Origin of the sequence: Microbispora sp. NBRC 16548 (assembly GCF_030268985.1) — a bacterium.
GTDB classification, from domain to species: domain Bacteria; phylum Actinomycetota; class Actinomycetes; order Streptosporangiales; family Streptosporangiaceae; genus Microbispora; species Microbispora catharanthi.
In genome coordinates, this window is record NZ_BSSF01000015.1 from 97,704 (window position 1) to 112,292 (window position 14,589).

16 protein-coding genes and 1 tRNA gene are annotated in these 14,589 nt (G+C 72.4%); 8 read left to right on the forward strand and 9 right to left on the reverse strand.

Features of this window, described 5'->3' with window-relative positions; translation table 11 throughout:
* The first annotated feature begins 3 nt into the window (after positions 1-3).
* The 7 genes from QSK36_RS33750 to QSK36_RS33780 all read left to right on the forward strand — a co-directional run bounded on the left by QSK36_RS33750 (position 4) and on the right by QSK36_RS33780 (position 6,080).
* Entirely contained in the window at positions 4-840 is an 837-nt protein-coding gene (locus tag QSK36_RS33750; RefSeq protein ID WP_285785175.1) for an ABC transporter permease, read from the forward strand.
* Positions 828-1,706, forward strand: coding sequence for an ABC transporter permease (locus tag QSK36_RS33755; protein WP_285785176.1), 879 nt, complete (start codon positions 828-830; stop codon positions 1,704-1,706). Before QSK36_RS33750 ends, QSK36_RS33755 begins: the two co-directional genes overlap by 13 nt.
* Positions 1,703-2,797 (forward strand): ABC transporter ATP-binding protein, encoded by a 1,095-nt coding sequence (locus QSK36_RS33760; protein ID WP_285785177.1) that lies wholly within the window; start codon positions 1,703-1,705, stop codon positions 2,795-2,797. Before QSK36_RS33755 ends, QSK36_RS33760 begins: the two co-directional genes overlap by 4 nt.
* The gene (locus QSK36_RS33765; RefSeq protein WP_285785178.1) at positions 2,787-3,470 is read left to right on the forward strand and encodes an HAD family hydrolase; all 684 of its coding nucleotides are present in this window, start codon (positions 2,787-2,789) and stop codon (positions 3,468-3,470) included. Before QSK36_RS33760 ends, QSK36_RS33765 begins: the two co-directional genes overlap by 11 nt.
* Positions 3,471-3,494: 24 nt before the next feature.
* On the forward strand, positions 3,495-3,857 hold the full coding sequence (locus QSK36_RS33770) for a winged helix-turn-helix transcriptional regulator (protein ID WP_285785179.1): 363 nt from the start codon (positions 3,495-3,497) through the stop codon (positions 3,855-3,857).
* A 137-nt stretch (positions 3,858-3,994) separates the two neighbouring features.
* Complete coding sequence (locus QSK36_RS33775) at positions 3,995-5,029, forward strand: zinc-binding alcohol dehydrogenase family protein (protein WP_285785180.1); 1,035 nt, start codon at positions 3,995-3,997, stop codon at positions 5,027-5,029.
* A gap of 88 nt (positions 5,030-5,117) precedes the next feature.
* A complete protein-coding gene (locus QSK36_RS33780; protein ID WP_285785181.1) occupies positions 5,118-6,080 on the forward strand; it encodes a quinone oxidoreductase family protein in 963 nt (320 codons plus the stop codon).
* Positions 6,081-6,129: 49 nt separating this feature from the next.
* Here QSK36_RS33780 and QSK36_RS33785 read toward each other — a convergent pair whose 3' ends face one another.
* From QSK36_RS33785 to QSK36_RS33820, 8 genes are all read right to left on the reverse strand, one after another.
* Positions 6,130-7,341, reverse strand: a complete 1,212-nt coding sequence (locus tag QSK36_RS33785) for a glycosyltransferase (protein ID WP_285785182.1) — start codon at positions 7,339-7,341, stop codon at positions 6,130-6,132.
* A 176-nt stretch (positions 7,342-7,517) separates the two neighbouring features.
* Positions 7,518-8,570, reverse strand: coding sequence for a PucR family transcriptional regulator (locus tag QSK36_RS33790; RefSeq protein WP_183544328.1), 1,053 nt, complete (start codon positions 8,568-8,570; stop codon positions 7,518-7,520).
* The gene (locus QSK36_RS33795) at positions 8,570-9,370 is read right to left on the reverse strand and encodes an ABC transporter permease subunit (RefSeq protein WP_285785183.1); all 801 of its coding nucleotides are present in this window, start codon (positions 9,368-9,370) and stop codon (positions 8,570-8,572) included. Before QSK36_RS33795 ends, QSK36_RS33790 begins: the two co-directional genes overlap by 1 nt.
* Complete coding sequence (locus tag QSK36_RS33800) at positions 9,351-10,259, reverse strand: ABC transporter ATP-binding protein (RefSeq protein ID WP_182900166.1); 909 nt, start codon at positions 10,257-10,259, stop codon at positions 9,351-9,353. The genes QSK36_RS33795 and QSK36_RS33800 overlap by 20 nt, the downstream gene beginning before the upstream one ends.
* A 92-nt stretch (positions 10,260-10,351) precedes the next feature.
* Entirely contained in the window at positions 10,352-10,735 is a 384-nt protein-coding gene (locus tag QSK36_RS33805) for a thiol-disulfide oxidoreductase DCC family protein (protein ID WP_285785184.1), read from the reverse strand.
* Positions 10,736-10,745: 10 nt separating this feature from the next.
* The gene (locus QSK36_RS33810) at positions 10,746-10,892 is read right to left on the reverse strand and encodes a hypothetical protein (RefSeq protein WP_285785185.1); all 147 of its coding nucleotides are present in this window, start codon (positions 10,890-10,892) and stop codon (positions 10,746-10,748) included.
* Positions 10,889-11,845: a cobalamin biosynthesis protein gene (locus QSK36_RS33815; protein WP_285785259.1), complete on the reverse strand. Its 957-nt coding sequence runs from the start codon at positions 11,843-11,845 to the stop codon at positions 10,889-10,891. The genes QSK36_RS33810 and QSK36_RS33815 overlap by 4 nt, the downstream gene beginning before the upstream one ends.
* Positions 11,846-11,886: 41 nt before the next feature.
* Positions 11,887-12,705: a phosphotransferase gene (locus QSK36_RS33820; protein ID WP_285785186.1), complete on the reverse strand. Its 819-nt coding sequence runs from the start codon at positions 12,703-12,705 to the stop codon at positions 11,887-11,889.
* A gap of 320 nt (positions 12,706-13,025) precedes the next feature.
* Between QSK36_RS33820 and QSK36_RS33825 the strand changes: the two genes are divergently transcribed.
* Positions 13,026-13,099: transfer RNA gene (locus QSK36_RS33825), tRNA-Arg, on the forward strand.
* 656 nt (positions 13,100-13,755) lie between these two features.
* Here the strand turns inward: QSK36_RS33825 and QSK36_RS33830 are convergent.
* Positions 13,756-14,376, reverse strand: coding sequence for an amidohydrolase family protein (locus tag QSK36_RS33830; RefSeq protein WP_352241376.1), 621 nt, complete (start codon positions 14,374-14,376; stop codon positions 13,756-13,758).
* Between the last annotated feature and the right edge of the window lie 213 nt (positions 14,377-14,589).

The following is a 14,589-nucleotide window of genomic DNA, read 5'->3' on the forward strand; positions in this document are numbered from 1 at the left end:
ATCGTGCGCGACAGCCGTACGCGATCGAAGAGCCGGTGGGCGGCCGTGCCGCTGCTGGTCTTCGTCGTCATCGTCTTCGGCGTGCCGATGCTGGTCCTCCTCGGTGGCACGTTCACCAAGGAGGGCACGTTCAGCACCGCCAACCTCACCGAGTCGCTCCAGGGCGCGTACCTGACCGCCCTGCTCGGGAGCGTCAAGATCTCGGCGCTCGTGGCGGTGCTGGGCGGGGTGCTCGGCACCTTCCTCGCCCAGGCCGTGGTGACCTCCAGGTCCCGCACGCTGCGCGAGGCGGTGCTGACCGCCTCCGGGGTGCTGGCCAACTTCGGCGGCGTGCCGCTGGCCTTCGCCTGGATCGCCACGCTCGGCAACGCGGGCGTCGTCACCACCACGCTCGGTCTCGGCGGCCACGGATGGAGCCTGTACAACTTCTGGGGCCTCACCCTGGTCTACCTGTACTTCTCCATCCCCCTCCAAGTGCTCACGGTCGTGCCCGCGCTCGACGGGCTGCGCCCGCAGTGGCGTGAGGCCGCGCAGAACAACGGCGCGAGCACCTGGCAGTTCTGGCGGTACGTCGGGATTCCGGTGCTGACCCCGGCGCTGCTCGGCGGGGTCGTGCTGCTGTTCGGCGGCGCGTTCTCGGCCTACGCCACGGCGCAGGCCATGGTCGGGTCCACCGTCCCGCTGGTCACGCTGAAGATCGCCGACGCGCTCACCGGCAACGTCCTGATCGGCCACGAGAACGTCGCGCTGGCCCTCAGCCTCGACATGATCGTGGTCGCGGGCCTGGTCATGGCCGTCTACCTCCCGCTGCAGCGAAGGAGCGCCCGATGGCTTCGCTGACCCCTCAGGTGACGCCCGGGACGGTGCCCGGCGCCGCCCCGGCCCCCGCACCCTCCCGGCCGCGGCGTCCCCGGGTGTGGCGCGGGGCGGTCCTCGTGCTCGCCGCCGTCTACTTCCTCGTCCCGCTGATCGCGTCGTTCGTCTTCACGGTGAAGGTGCCGGGCCAGGGCTTCTCGCTCGACGCGTACGGCCAGATCTTCTCGGCCGAGGGCTTCGGCGGCAGCCTCCTGCTGTCGCTCGGGCTCGGCGTCGCCACGATCGTGCTGGTCCTGCTGCTGACGCTGCCCGCCGCGGTGGCCGTACGGCTCGGCGCGCCGCGGCTGCGGCCGGTGCTCGAGGTGGTCTGCACGCTGCCGCTGGTCGTTCCCCCGATCACGTTCGTGGCCGGGATCAGCACCGTGCTGCGGTGGGGGCCCGACTACCTGGCGAGCACGCCCTTCTACCAGACGATGATCGCGGTGCAGAACCCGGACTTCCCGGTGGTGCTCGTGCTCGCCTACGTCGTGCTGGCGCTGCCGTTCGCCTACCGCTCGCTCGACGCGGGCCTGGGCGCGATCGACGTGCGCACGCTGTCTGAGGCGGCCAGGAACCTCGGGGCTTCGTGGCCCCACGTGCTGCTGCGGGTGATCATCCCCAACATGCGGTCGGCGATGGCGAGCGCGTCGTTCCTCACGCTGGCGCTGGTGCTCGGGGAGTTCACGATCGCCCGGCTGCTCAGCTTCGAGACCTTCCCCAACTGGATCTACCGGATCTCCGGCTCACAGGCGCAGGTGTCGGTGGCCGTCTCGGTGTTCAGCCTGCTGATCACCTGGCTGCTGCTGCTCGCCCTGTCGTCCGCCGGCGCGAGGCAAAGGAGTGGATCATGAACGGCGCCCGGGTCGAGTTCCGCGGCCTGCGGCGGCGGTTCGGCAGCACGGTCGCGCTGGACGGGCTCGACCTCACGGTGGAGCCCGGCGAGCTGATCGCGCTGCTCGGCCCGTCGGGGTGCGGCAAGACCACCGCGCTGCGCTGCCTCGCCGGCTTCGAGCAGCCCGACGAGGGCGAGGTGCTGGTGGACGGCGCCGACATCACGCGCGTGCCGGCCAACCGGCGCGACGCCGGCATGGTCTTCCAGTCCTACAGCCTCTTCCCCAACCTCAACGCGCGGGACAACGTGGGCTTCGGCATGCGGGTGCGCAAGGTGCCCGCCGCCAAGCGGCATGCCCGCGCGCAGGAGCTGCTTGAGCTGGTCGGCCTGCCCTCGGTCGGCGACCGATACCCCCACCAGTTGTCCGGCGGCCAGCAGCAGCGCGTGGCGCTGGCCCGCGCGCTCGCCCTGGAGCCCAGGGTGCTGCTGCTGGACGAGCCGCTGTCGGCGCTCGACGCCAAGGTGCGGGTCACGCTGCGCGAGGAGATCCGCCGCCTGCAACTCTCCCTCGGCATCACGACGATCTTCGTGACGCACGACCAGGAGGAGGCGCTGTCGATGGCCGACCGGGTCGCCGTGCTGCGCGACGGCCGCCTGGAGCAGGTCGCCGACCCCGCCACCCTGTACGACCGGCCGGCGACCCCGTTCGTCGCCGAGTTCGTCGGCGCGATGAACCACCTGCCCGGCCTGGTGTCGGACGACCGGGTCACCGTCCTCGGGCAGACACTGCCCGTGGAGGGCCGGGCGCCGGGCACGGCGCAGGCGGATGTGCTGGTGCGGCCCGAGGCCGTGGTGGTCACGCCGGTCGACGCGTCCGGCGCCGAGGGCGCCGGGATCGTCATGGTGTCGTCGTTCCGCGGCTCCACCACCCGCCTGCGGGTCCGCCTGGGCGACGGCACCGAGGTGCTGGCCGACGTCCCCGGCCACGACTCGGCGCGCTTCGCGCCCGGCACCGCCGTACGGATCGGGCTGGTCGAGCGGCCGGTGCTCGTGTCGGCGCGTTCGGAGACCGGAGCCGCGGCGGCGGTCCCCGAACCCGATGTCGTCTAGGGAGAGCCCGGCGGCGGTCCTGTTCGACATGGACGGCACGCTGGTGGACACCGAGGACCTGTGGTGGGACGCCTGCGTGGAGGTCGCGGACGGCCTGGGCTCCCCTCTCGGGGAGGCCGACCGGGAGGCGCTGTTCGGCCTGTCGGTCGAGGACGCCGCCCTGCACATCACAGCCGCCCTGGACTCCACCGGGGGTCCCGGGGCACGGGCCGTCGAGACCATGCTGACGGACGCGTTCACCGGCCGGCTGGAGAACGGGGTGACCACGCTTCCCGGCGCGGTCGCGCTGCTGGAGGCCCTGCGCGCGGCCGGGATCCCGGCCGGGCTGGTCAGCGCGTCCCCCCGGCCGGTCGTGGACCTGGTGCTCGAGACCGTCGGCGAGCACCGCTTCCGGCTGTCGGTGGCCGCCGGGGACAGCGCCAGGAACAAGCCCGCGCCCGATCCGTACCTGGCCGCCGCCGCGCGGCTCGGCGTCGACCCGGCCGCGTGCGTGGCGATCGAGGACAGCCCGACCGGCGTCGCCTCGGCCCGGTCCGCCGGGTGCGCCGTCATCGCGGTCGGCCCCTCAGTCGCTGTCGACGGTGTGACGGCGGTGCCGACGCTGGAGAGCGTCGACCTGCCGCTGCTGCGCCGGCTCGTCTCCGCCCCCGGGGCGGTCACTCCTCGAACCTAAGTTCCTTCTGGGTATCGTCGCAGCATGAACGCTACGAAGACGGTTTGCGACGACCCCAAGGACGTCTACTCGGCCGCCTGCCCGTGCCGCAACATGCTCGACCTGCTGGCCAACAAATGGAGCGCGCTGGCCCTCGGCGCCCTGGAGGACGGGCCTCAGCGCTTCGGTGCGCTGCGCGCACGTCTCCAGGGCGTCAGCCCCAAGGTGCTCACCCAGACCCTGCGCCGCCTGGAGGACCACGGTCTCGTCGACCGCGACGTGTATCCCGAGGTGCCGCTGCGCGTGGAATACAGCCTCACCCCGCTCGGCCGCGACGCCAACGTCCCGCTCGCCCACCTGCGGACGTGGGTGGAGCGCAACATCGACCGCTTCCCCGACCCGGACTAGCCCGCTGACCTCGATGGTTCCCGATGGGTAGTCGTGTCCCTTGCGGGTAACCAGGCGTCGGTGGATACCGTGCGGGTCATGCCGCCGAGCCGTACGACCGGCTTCGGCACGGGATCCATGAAGCGCAGGGGACAGACATGACTGAGAACCAGAACGGGACCATGCCCGCCGTCGCCTTCCGGCGCAGCCTCCCCGTCGACGACCCGGAAAGCCTCCTTGACGTGGAGCTGCCGGTGCCGCACCCCGGCCCGCGCGATCTGCTGGTCCGGGTGGAGGCGGTCGCCGTGAACCCGGTGGACTACAAGGTCCGGCGGAACAGCGATCCGGGCGGCGAGCCCAAGGTGCTCGGCTGGGACGCCGCCGGCACCGTGGTCGCCGTGGGAGACGAGGTGGAGCTGTTCGAGGTCGGCGACGAGGTCTACTACGCCGGCGCGATCGACCGGCCCGGCGCGAACTGCCGCTTCCATGTGGTGGACGAGCGCATCGTCGGCCGCAAGCCCGCCACGTTGTCCTTCACCGAGGCCGCCGCGCTGCCGCTGACCTCCCTCACGGCCTGGGAGGGCCTGTTCGAGCGGCTGGGCCTGCGCGGCGACGCCCTCGACCAGACCGGAACGCTGCTGGTGACCGCGGCCGCGGGCGGCGTCGGCTCCATCGTCGTGCAGCTCGCACGCGCCCTGACCGGGCTCACCGTGATCGGCACGGCCTCCCGCCCCGAGACGGTGGAGTTCGCCCGCCGGATGGGCGCCCACCACGTCGTGGACCACCGGGGACCGCTGGCGAAGCAACTGGCCGAGGTCGCGCCCGACGGCGTGGACTACGTCTTCAGCACGACCGGCACCGACCGCAACCTCGCGGCCTACGCCGAGGCGCTCACCCCCTTCGGTCAGATCGTCGCCATCGACGACCACGACTCCCTCGACATCGGCGTGCTCAAGTCGAAGAGCATCTCGTTCCACTGGGAGCTCATGTTCACCCACTCGCTGTTCCGGACCCCGCACCAGGTGAACCAGCACCGCATCCTCGACCGGGTCGCACGGCTCGTGGACGCGGGAGTCGTCACCACCACCGCCACCCGCGACCTCGGCCCGGTCAACGCCGCCAACCTCCGCGAGGCCCACCGGATCCTCGAATCGGGCACCGCGATCGGCAAGATCACTCTTACGGGCTTCTGAGGCCCGCCCCACCGGGCCGGGGAACAACGGGTACGGCCCGGCCGGTTGGGGACCACAGGAACCGAGCCGAAGACAACAGGAGTCGCGCATGCATGCCATCGTCATCCCCGCTTACGGTGATTCCTCGGTGCTGGAGTACGCCGAGCGGCCCGACCCCGAGCCCGGTCCCGGTGAGGTGCTGGTCGAGGTCGCGGCGACAGGCGTCAACTTCATCGACGTCTACCACCGCGAGGGCCGCTACCCGCTGCCGCTCCCGCTGATCCCGGGCTCGGAGACGGCCGGGACCGTCACGGCGGTCGGGCCCGGCGTGACCGACGTCGTGCCAGGCGACCGGGTCGCCTCCGCCTCCGCGATCGGCGCGTACGCGACCAAGGCCGTGGTCCCGGCGGAGAAGGTGGTCCGGCTGCCCGAGGGGCTGTCACCGGACCTCGCGGCGGCCGTGCTGCTGCAGGGGCTGACCGCGCACTACCTGACCCACTCCACGTACGCGGTCCGGTCGGGCGACGACGTGCTCGTGCACGCGGCGGCCGGCGGCATGGGCCTGCTGCTCGTCCAGATGGCCAAGCTCCGCGGCGCCCGCGTGATCGGCACGGTCTCCAGCGCCGAGAAGGAGAAGCTCGCCCGGCAGGCGGGCGCCGACGAGATCGTCGGCTACGAGGGCTTCCCCGAGGCCGTCAAGGAGATCACCGACGGCGCCGGTGTGCACGTCGTCTACGACGGGGTCGGCGCCGCCACGTTCGAGGGGTCGCTCGCGTCGCTGCGGCCGCGCGGCTTGATGGCGCTGTACGGCGCGGCCAGCGGCCCCGTCCCGCCGTTCGACCCGCAGCGGCTCAACGCGGGCGGCTCGCTGTTCCTGACCCGGCCCACGCTCGCGCACTACACGGCCACCCGCGAGGAGCTGCTGTCGCGGGCGAACGACCTGCTCGGCTGGGTCGCCTCCGGCGCGCTGAAGGTGCACGTCTCCCAGCGCTACCCGCTCGCCGAGGCCCGGCGCGCCCACGACGACCTGGAAGGCAGGCGGACGACCGGCAAGCTGCTGCTGATCCCCTGAACCGCTGATCTCCTGAGCCGCTGATCTCCTGAGCCGTGGGGAACCGTCCTCAGGCCGCCATGGCGACCAGCCGCCGCGCGGCGGCCGCGGCGCCGTCGGTGCGCACCTCGCCCGCGACGGCCGCGGCACGGGCCGCTACGTCGGGGTGGAGGACCCGGTCGAGAGCCGTGGCCGGCGACTCGGCGGCCGGCGCGGCGGGCGGGTGCGCGATCCCGATCCCGAGATCGGCGACCCGCCCTGCCCAGTAGTGCTGGTCGTAGTGCTGCGGCAGGACGACCTGGGGTGCCCCGGCCAGCGCGGCGGCGGTCGTGGTGCCCGCGCCGCCGTGGTGGACGACGGCGGCGACCCGGGGGAACAGCGCCTGCTGGTTGACCTCGTCGATCGACAGGCAATCGGGTCCGCCGTCCGCCGGGGACAGGCCGGCCCAGCCGCGGAGCACGATCACGCGGCGTCCGAGCGCGCGGGCCGCCTCCACCGTGGTCTGGGCGATGTCCCGGGGAGCGCGGACGCTGCCGAAGCCGACGCAGACGGGCGGCTCGCCGTCGTCGAGGAACTTCTCCAGTTCCGGTGGCAGCGGGCGCCGGTCCGGCAGGATCCAGGCGCCCGTCTGCACGACGCCGACGTCCGCGGGCTCGGGCCAGGGCCCCAGCGTCGGGTCGGCGGCCAGCCAGGGCCGGTCGGTGAACATGTGACCTCGCGTGTCCGCCACCGGAGCCAGGCCGGCCGCGGCCCGGTGGGCGTTGAGCGCGGCGCCGACGGTGCCGTTCCAGCGCCGCGCGTCCTCGGCCCAGCGCGCGCGGTTGCCGGCCGTCGCGTCCGCCGGGGGCTGCCCCCAGACGGGTACGGGCGCGTGATGCGGCGACGGCAGCGTGACGGGGCAGTAGCTCACGTAGACGTAGCCGATCCCCAGTTGCTCCGCCACCGAGTGGGCGGCCATCGACATGGCTCCGCCTCCCACGATGACGTCGCAGCCCTCGGCCGCCGCGGTGATGGTGGCGAACTGGACGGCGACCGTGCCCTCGATCATCCGCCGGCGTTGCTCGGGCGTGGGCGGTGCCTGGACCCGTGGGGCGGCCGACGCGGTCGGGCGCAGCTCCGGCCCGATGGGCACGACGGGGAATCCGAGGCCCTCGACCCAGTCGCGGAAGTCGGGAGGCACGCACAGGCGGGCCTCCTGCCCAAGTCCCCGCAACGCCATGGCCAGTGCCACCATCGGCTGGACTTCCCCCCGCGTTCCGATCGTGGACAACAGCACGCGCATGTGCACTCCCTGTGACGGCCCCTGTGACGGCATGGTGAACGTGAGCGTGCTCGCGGCTCGGTACGGCGTCCACCGTGGGCCGGCCCGGCTCACGGCCCCCGATTGTGCGCCGTCACCGGGGCCTTGCCGCAAGTCCCCCCGTGGCCTATACGTTGAAAGTGGCGGGGATGCCTCGATCAGGCCAGCGGGTGGGCCGGCCACTCCAGGAGGCGGGCCCCGAGCACGGCCGTCTCCAGCGTGAACCGCTGTGTGGGGTCGCTCGGCGAGAAGCCGGTCAGCCTCCTGATCCGCTCCAGCCGGTAGGTGATCGCCCGGGTGCTGACGCCGAGCCGGCGCGCCGCCGCCGTGTGGTTGCCCTGGGAGGCGAAGATCGCCTCCAGCGTCTCCAGCAGCGGCTCGGGGCCGCCGCGGGCGGAGGTCAGCGGCCCGAGCACCGTGGAGACGAGGTCCACGATCGCCTCCCTGTCCCGCAGCAGCACCGGGAAGACCAGCAGGTCGGCCGCCTTCAGCACCTGGGCCCGCAGGCCGAGCCGCTCGCCGAGGTCGATCGCGTTGACCGCTTCCCGATAGGAGGTGACGATGCCGCCGGGGCCCTGGTGGGGGCGGCCCACCCCGGCCCGCCAGTCCGTGAGCGCGGAGCGTACGTGGTGGGTGAACTCCCCGCTCGCGGCGGTCAGCCCGCCCGGGGACACGCACACCAGAAGGCCGTCGCGGACGGCGACCAGGATGTTGTGCGAGCCGAATCTCGCCACCAGCGCCTGCTCGATCCTCCCGGCCAGCGGGTCGCCCGCCGTCACCGGGGTGCCGGGCCTCGCCACGGTCACGACGTACGCCCCGGCGAGCCGCAGGCCGAAGTGCTCGGCCCGCTCGGCGTCCGCCCTGCCCTGCAGCAGGTCGTCGACGAACAGGCGGCGGGCCTCCTCCTCCTGCCGGAGGGCGGCCCGCTGGGCCTCCTCGTATCCCTCGATGTAGGCGGCCATGCCGCGGCGTACGGCGCCGAAGGCCCCGCCGGCGGTGATCTCGGCGGCGTGCAGGCAGGCGTCGGCGAGCACCCGCAGCGGGATGCCGCGTTCGGCGGCGAGGGCGCCGCACTCACGCAGGCCGTCCATGTCGGCGCGGCCGGGCAGCCTGCCGGTGGCGGCCGACGCGGCCAGAACCGACAGGAACCCGCCGAGTAAGTCGGCGGGCACCCCGGTCGCCTCGCTCACGCGAGCGAGAACGCTGTCCATCAGACTCCTACGTCACGCCGTTCGAAAGCGAGCAGCGCCGTCATGAGGAGGACGGCCGTCGCACCCAGCAGCACAAGGTAGTCGCCGTACGGCCAGCCCTGATAGAGCGGCCTGCCGTCGAGGTAGTAGTGGACGGGCGAGATCCAGCGCAGCCAGGAGATCGCGTCGATGCTCCTGCCCATGGTCTCCACGATGTACCCGGCGACGCCCCAGACGCCGACCACGGCGAGCGCGATCTGCTTGCGCCCGAAGGCCGCGCCCACACACAGCGTCAGCGTCCCGAAGAACAGCACGAGCAGGAACAGCCCGGTGTGCGCGGCGAGAATGCTGCCGAACGGCACGTCCATGTCGGCGGCGGACGAGGCCCCGGCGGCGACGGCCAGCGTCACCAGCGCCACCCCGAGCAGGCCGAGCGTCAGCGCGGCCCAGCGCTCCAGGAGCAGCCGCCTGCGGTCGATCGGCAGCGTCAGCGTGAGCTCCAGCGTCTTGGCCTCCTCCGGACCGGCGATGGCTCGGTTGCCGAGGATCGCGGCGCACATGGTGAACAGCAGCGGGCCGAGGAGCTGGTAGGCGACCGCCTGCAGGTAGCCGCGCCCGGTCGCGATGTCGGTCATGCCGCCCATCAGGTCCCTGAACGCGCCGGGATACTTGGCGATGGCCTGTTTGCTGAACGTCTCGGGGTCCTTCATCATGCTCGCGTAGATCGAGATGTACATCCCGAGGAACGCGCACAGCCCGACCGTCCACCCGATGAGGGCGCGGCGGTACTCTCCGAGGCTCTTACGCACCAGCGTGGGCATGACGGCCCTCCTCCTCGCTGTAGTAGGTCAGGAAGATCTCTTCGAGGTCCGGCTCCGCGCTGACCATGTGGACCACGGTGTAGCGGGCCGCCGCCTTGATCAGCGCGTCCGGCCTGCCGTCGATCGTGCAGCGCAGGCTCGCCCCCTGGACGACCACGTCGCGTACGCCCGGGAGCCCGTCGAACGACTCCTTGGGGACCGGCGCGTCGAAGTGGAGCTCCACGTGCCGTACGGCCCGCTCGCGCAGGGCGGCGATGTCCTCGACCGCGACGAGGCGGCCCGCGCGCACGATGCCCACCCGGTCGGCCACGTGCTCCACCTCGGCGAGCACGTGCGACGACATCAGGATGGTGTGGCCGGCCGTGCGCGCCTCCCGGACCATGGCCAGGAACTCCTGCTGCACCAGCGGGTCGAGCCCGCTCGTCGGCTCGTCCAGGATGAGCAGCTCGGGCTCGTGCATGAACGCCTGGATGAGGCCGACCTTCTGCTTGTTGCCCTTCGACAGTTCACCCATCCTGACGGACAGGTCGGCGTCGAGCCGCTCGGCCAGTTCGTCGATCCTGCCGCGGCTCACCCCGCCGCGCACGTCGGCGAGGAACTGCAGGTAGTCGCGGGCCCGCTCCCTGCCCTCCAGGGCCAGCTCGCCCGGGAGGTAGCCGATCCGGGCGCGTACGCGCGGATCGCGGGTGTCGGCGCCGAGGACGGTCGCCCGGCCGGACGTCGGCCGGATCACGTCGAGGAGCAGCCGGATCGTCGTCGTCTTGCCGGCGCCGTTGGGGCCCAGATAGCCGAAGACCTCGCCCGGCCGGATTTCGAGGGTGAGGTCCTCGAGGCCCCGTCTCGTACCGTAGAACTTCGTCAGTCCTTCGGTCTCCACCACTGCTGTCATGCCGCAATGGTGGCGCTCCCGTCAGGCGCGGGGTATGCCCGCTTCCGGACACTTCCCGGTCGTGTTTGTTCGCACCTTCGGCAAAGCGGAGGTCAAGACGTGCCGCAGGTGGTGGAGCCGGGCAGCAGGTGGCGGTAGCGCGAGACCAGCCGGTAGCCCGCCTCCGCGAGCCAGCTCACCGGCGGGGTCAGCATCGCCCGGCCGGCCGCGCGCCAGGCCGCGCTCGGCTGCAGCGCGAGGAGCAGTGCGACGGCGCGCGCGCCGTGGGCGCGCAGCCCATCCGGGCCCAGGAGCTGCACGGACGTCGCGACCTCCTCGCGCGTCAGGCCCACCGCGCCGAGGTCGAGGCCCTGCCACGCCCGCACGGCGGGCATGTACGGCAGGAGCCGATGCCCAGTGTTCACGCACGTCTGGCAGAAGGCGCAGTCGCCGTCGAAGACCAGCAGGACCCGGTTCTCTTCGCTTTCTCCGCCCATACCGTCGAACCTACCAATCCTGGGACGGATCATTCCGGTCTCGTGGTGGCGGCGCCGGCCGCCGTGACGCGCGCATGATCAGCACGGCGACCACGATCACCGCGACCGCGACGCTGAAGACGACCGCGAAGACCAGCAGCAGGACGAGTGCACTCATCGTCGATCCCTTCGGCGGTTCCGGGTGAGGGCGAGCCGGGCGGCGACGGCCAGGCCGACCGACGCGTACGACACCGCGCGCGCCAGCCGTACGGACCTGGGGATGTCGGAGACGGCCGGGCGGGGACCGTCGCCCAGCTCCGGGCGGTGCTCCACCCTGCCGCCGTAGTCGTTGGCCCCGCCGAGGCGTACGCCGAGGGCGCCAGCGAAGGCCGCCTCGCAACGTCCGGAGTTGGGGCTGGGATGGCGGTGGCCGTCCCGCACGAGGACGGCCGCCGCGCGGCGCGGGGAACCGCCCGCCAGACCGGCGAGGCCCACGGTGAGCAGGGCCGTCAGCCGGGCCGGCACGTAGTTGGCCACGTCGTCCAGCCGGGCCGAGGCCCAGCCGAACCTCGCGTAGCGCGGCGACCGGTGGCCCACCATCGCGTCGAGCGTGTTCACCGCGCGGTAGCCGAGCAGGCCGGGCACACCGAAGAGCGCGCCCCACACGAGCGGGGCGACGACGGCGTCCGAGGTGTTCTCCGCGATGGACTCGACCGTGCCCCGCGCGAGCTCCGCGGCGTCCAGCCCCGACGGGTCGCGCCCACACAGGTGCGGAAGGCGTGCGCGGGCGGCGGCCAGGTCGCCCTCCTTCAACGAGTGGGCCATCAGCGCGCCCTCCCTGCCCAGTGTCGTGCCGCCGAGCACCGCCCACGTGGCGGCGGCGGTGACCGCGGCCCGCGCGATCGGGCTCGACCTGGTCATTCGCTCGGCGAGCAGCCCCGCGGCCGTCGCCACGCCGACACAGAGGGTGGTGTAGGCCAGGCCCGCCAACCGCGAATCACGATATATGCGCTTTTCGAGGGCGGCGGCCCGGCTGCCGAACACCGCGACGGGATGACCCCGCCGGGGATCCCCCACCGCGGCGTCGATCGCGGCCCCGGCGAGCAGCCCCGCCGCCGTGGCACCGTCCATGATCCGGGTCACGCACGCATTCTGCCGTACGTGCGCATTTGTCACGCGATGGGCTCGTCGCCGAGGAGACGGCGCTGGATCGCGTCCTCGTTCGCGTCGAGCCAGGCCGCGGCGCGCCTGATCCGTCCGCCCGCGCCGCCGTCCCACATGCGCGCCCAGCCGCCGCCGAGCGTCCTGGCCCGGTCCCGCATGAGCGCGTAGGAGCGGCCGAACCGCACCCTGGCCGTCTCCACCAGCATGAGCCGGTCCCGCGCCGGCAGGCCGTACGCGTCGCAGAACGACCGCACCCGGGCCGCCGCGTCCAGGGACCGCTGCAGCGGGTCGCGGTCCAGCGGATCGGCGAGCGGGGCCCAGTGCCGCAACGTGGTGACCACGTCGAACAGCCGCGTGGTCGGCCTGGCCATGTCGAAGTCGATCAGCGCGTACGGCAGGAGTCCCGAGCCGGGCCGCTCGCGGAAGACGACGTTGGCCGGGGTGACGTCGCAGTGGCCCACGAGCTCGGCAGGGCCCTCCGGCGCCGAGCCGTCCTCCCAGACGGCGCCGGGAGGCGCGCTGAACGAGGCCGCCGCGTCGTGGAAGCGCCGCAGCAGCCGGGCCAGCGCGGTCAGCGCCTCGTCGCCCACCGCGTACGCCGGCAGGGGATGTGCGGGCACCACGCCCTCGACGTACGTGAGGATCGCCCTGCCCCGCTCGTCGATCCCGAGAACCCGCGGCGCCCGGTCGAACCCGGCGGACTCCAGGTGCCGCAGCAGCGCGTGGACCGACGGCGACGTGGGCCGCATCGGCCGCCGCACCGTCGCCCCCACCCGTACGACCCCCTCGGAGACGTCTCCGATGAGCGGGATCTCGCGTACGGACATGGCGATGCAGTGTAGCCGCGCGATCACTCGACCGCAGTCGCGCGGACGACTTCCCTATCGTTCCCCTGACGGGCTTCTCAGAGCCTCGTATGGCGGCCGGCGGCGCCGGACGCGACACGATCGGAACATCGGGGACGCCCTCGCGCGCAGGGTCCTGGACGAGGGCCTGAGCGAGGGCCTGAGCGACGTCGGCGCAGGCCGACCGGCCATCTCCGACGAGCACGGACACCGGTATCGGGGCCCGTGCGAGGCGCGGTCCGGCCCATGTCCGGGAAACCGGGTGTGTACCCGGTCCCCGGATCATGCAGAATTAGGCACGAGCGCCCTTAGCTCAGCTGGATAGAGCATCGGACTTCTAATCCGACGGTCGGGGGTTCGAATCCCTCAGGGCGCGCTCCCCCATCCAGCCCAGATGCCCTCTGAGCTGGCCCTTCTCTTGATCGGCCTGTCGCCGAGGATGCAGCCGGACGCCGCCAGATGCAGCCCCAGGCGCCCACTCCCGGAACATATCCGAAATGATCTTGGCCACGTTTTCCCAGGTCGGCGCAGAGATTCCGCACGCGTCCGGAATGATTCCGAGCTTCCCCGGGTATGGCGAAGGGCCCCCGGCGTGAACCGAGGCGCGAAGAAACGCCTCACGGCCCCACCCGTCAGCAGGTCGCCTTACCGGCTACGCGCTGACGCGGCATCGCTCGGCGGGCGAAGACGTGCGCTCCGTCTGCCAGGCCTCCCCCCACTGCCGCTGGCCTTCTTACGGGCCACGGCGGACAATCCTTGCGAGAGGATTCCTTCTGCATTGTGGGGGTCGAGTGTGATCACGAGTAGACGTGGCGTCTCGACCTTAGGCGTACTCATCATGCTGGCCGCCGGGTGCTCGGCGGGTGGACCGACGCCAGGGGCACAAGGCACCGGGCGGTCGTCCGGCGCATGCGTTTCCACCGTCACCCGGGACGCGCTGCCCACCTGGGCGAGGGCGGGGTTCAGCGATGACGGATCGGGCGCCCCCCACGTGTTCAGCGAGCACGGCGACATCATCGCTGTGCTGTTCAACTATCCGCCGGTGGCCTCCCCCGAGCCTGACGTCTCGAACAAGATTCTCTGGGTCTCGCGGCTGCCGCAGCAGCCGATGCGGCCGTTGACGATCGAAGCCGTGCTGGACGGGACGACTACGTCGGTGGTCCGCGAGATCGCCGGCGGCCCCGGGCCCTCGTCCGTCAACCTGCCCAAGGCGGGATGCTGGCACCTGAGGTTGAGCTGGTCCGGGCACACCGATGCCATGACACTCAGGTTCACCTGACTACCGCCGTGCGGCGGCGGAGGGAGGGCATCAGGAGACGGGCGTTGACTCCAGCGGCACCCGGAATCTGCACTTCCCTTCCCGCTTGTGGTAGTCGTCACGGCATCGTCGAGGAACCCGGCACCGGGGCGCCCCAGGATCAGGACCCCGCGCAGGCCGAGGTCGGTCACGGCGCGGTCGAGCTCGTCCACGGCGGCGGCCGGCTGTTGCCACGGCAATGCCGCCATCCCCTGGAGCCGATCGGGGTGGGCGGTGACCGCCTTCGAGAGCCTGTCATTGGCCGACCGGCACAGGGCGATCGCCTTGTCGTCGGGGACCAGTTGTATCGGACTGGTCCAGGAGACGATCTGCATGTCGATGCCGTGCTCGTCCATCCGCCGGATGCGTTCCCACCCGAGGTCGGCCCCGAGTCGGAGCGCTTCCTCGATGTCGACGGCGGGCCGTCGACCAGGCCCTGGGTGCACAGGGGAGGAGCTGGAGCTCTGCATGCGCATGTACGGTGCCTCACGGGCGAGGACCGGGTTGGCCGCTTCGGCGATCGACTGATCGATCGCATGCTCTTCGATACAGATCAGTGTCATGATCTT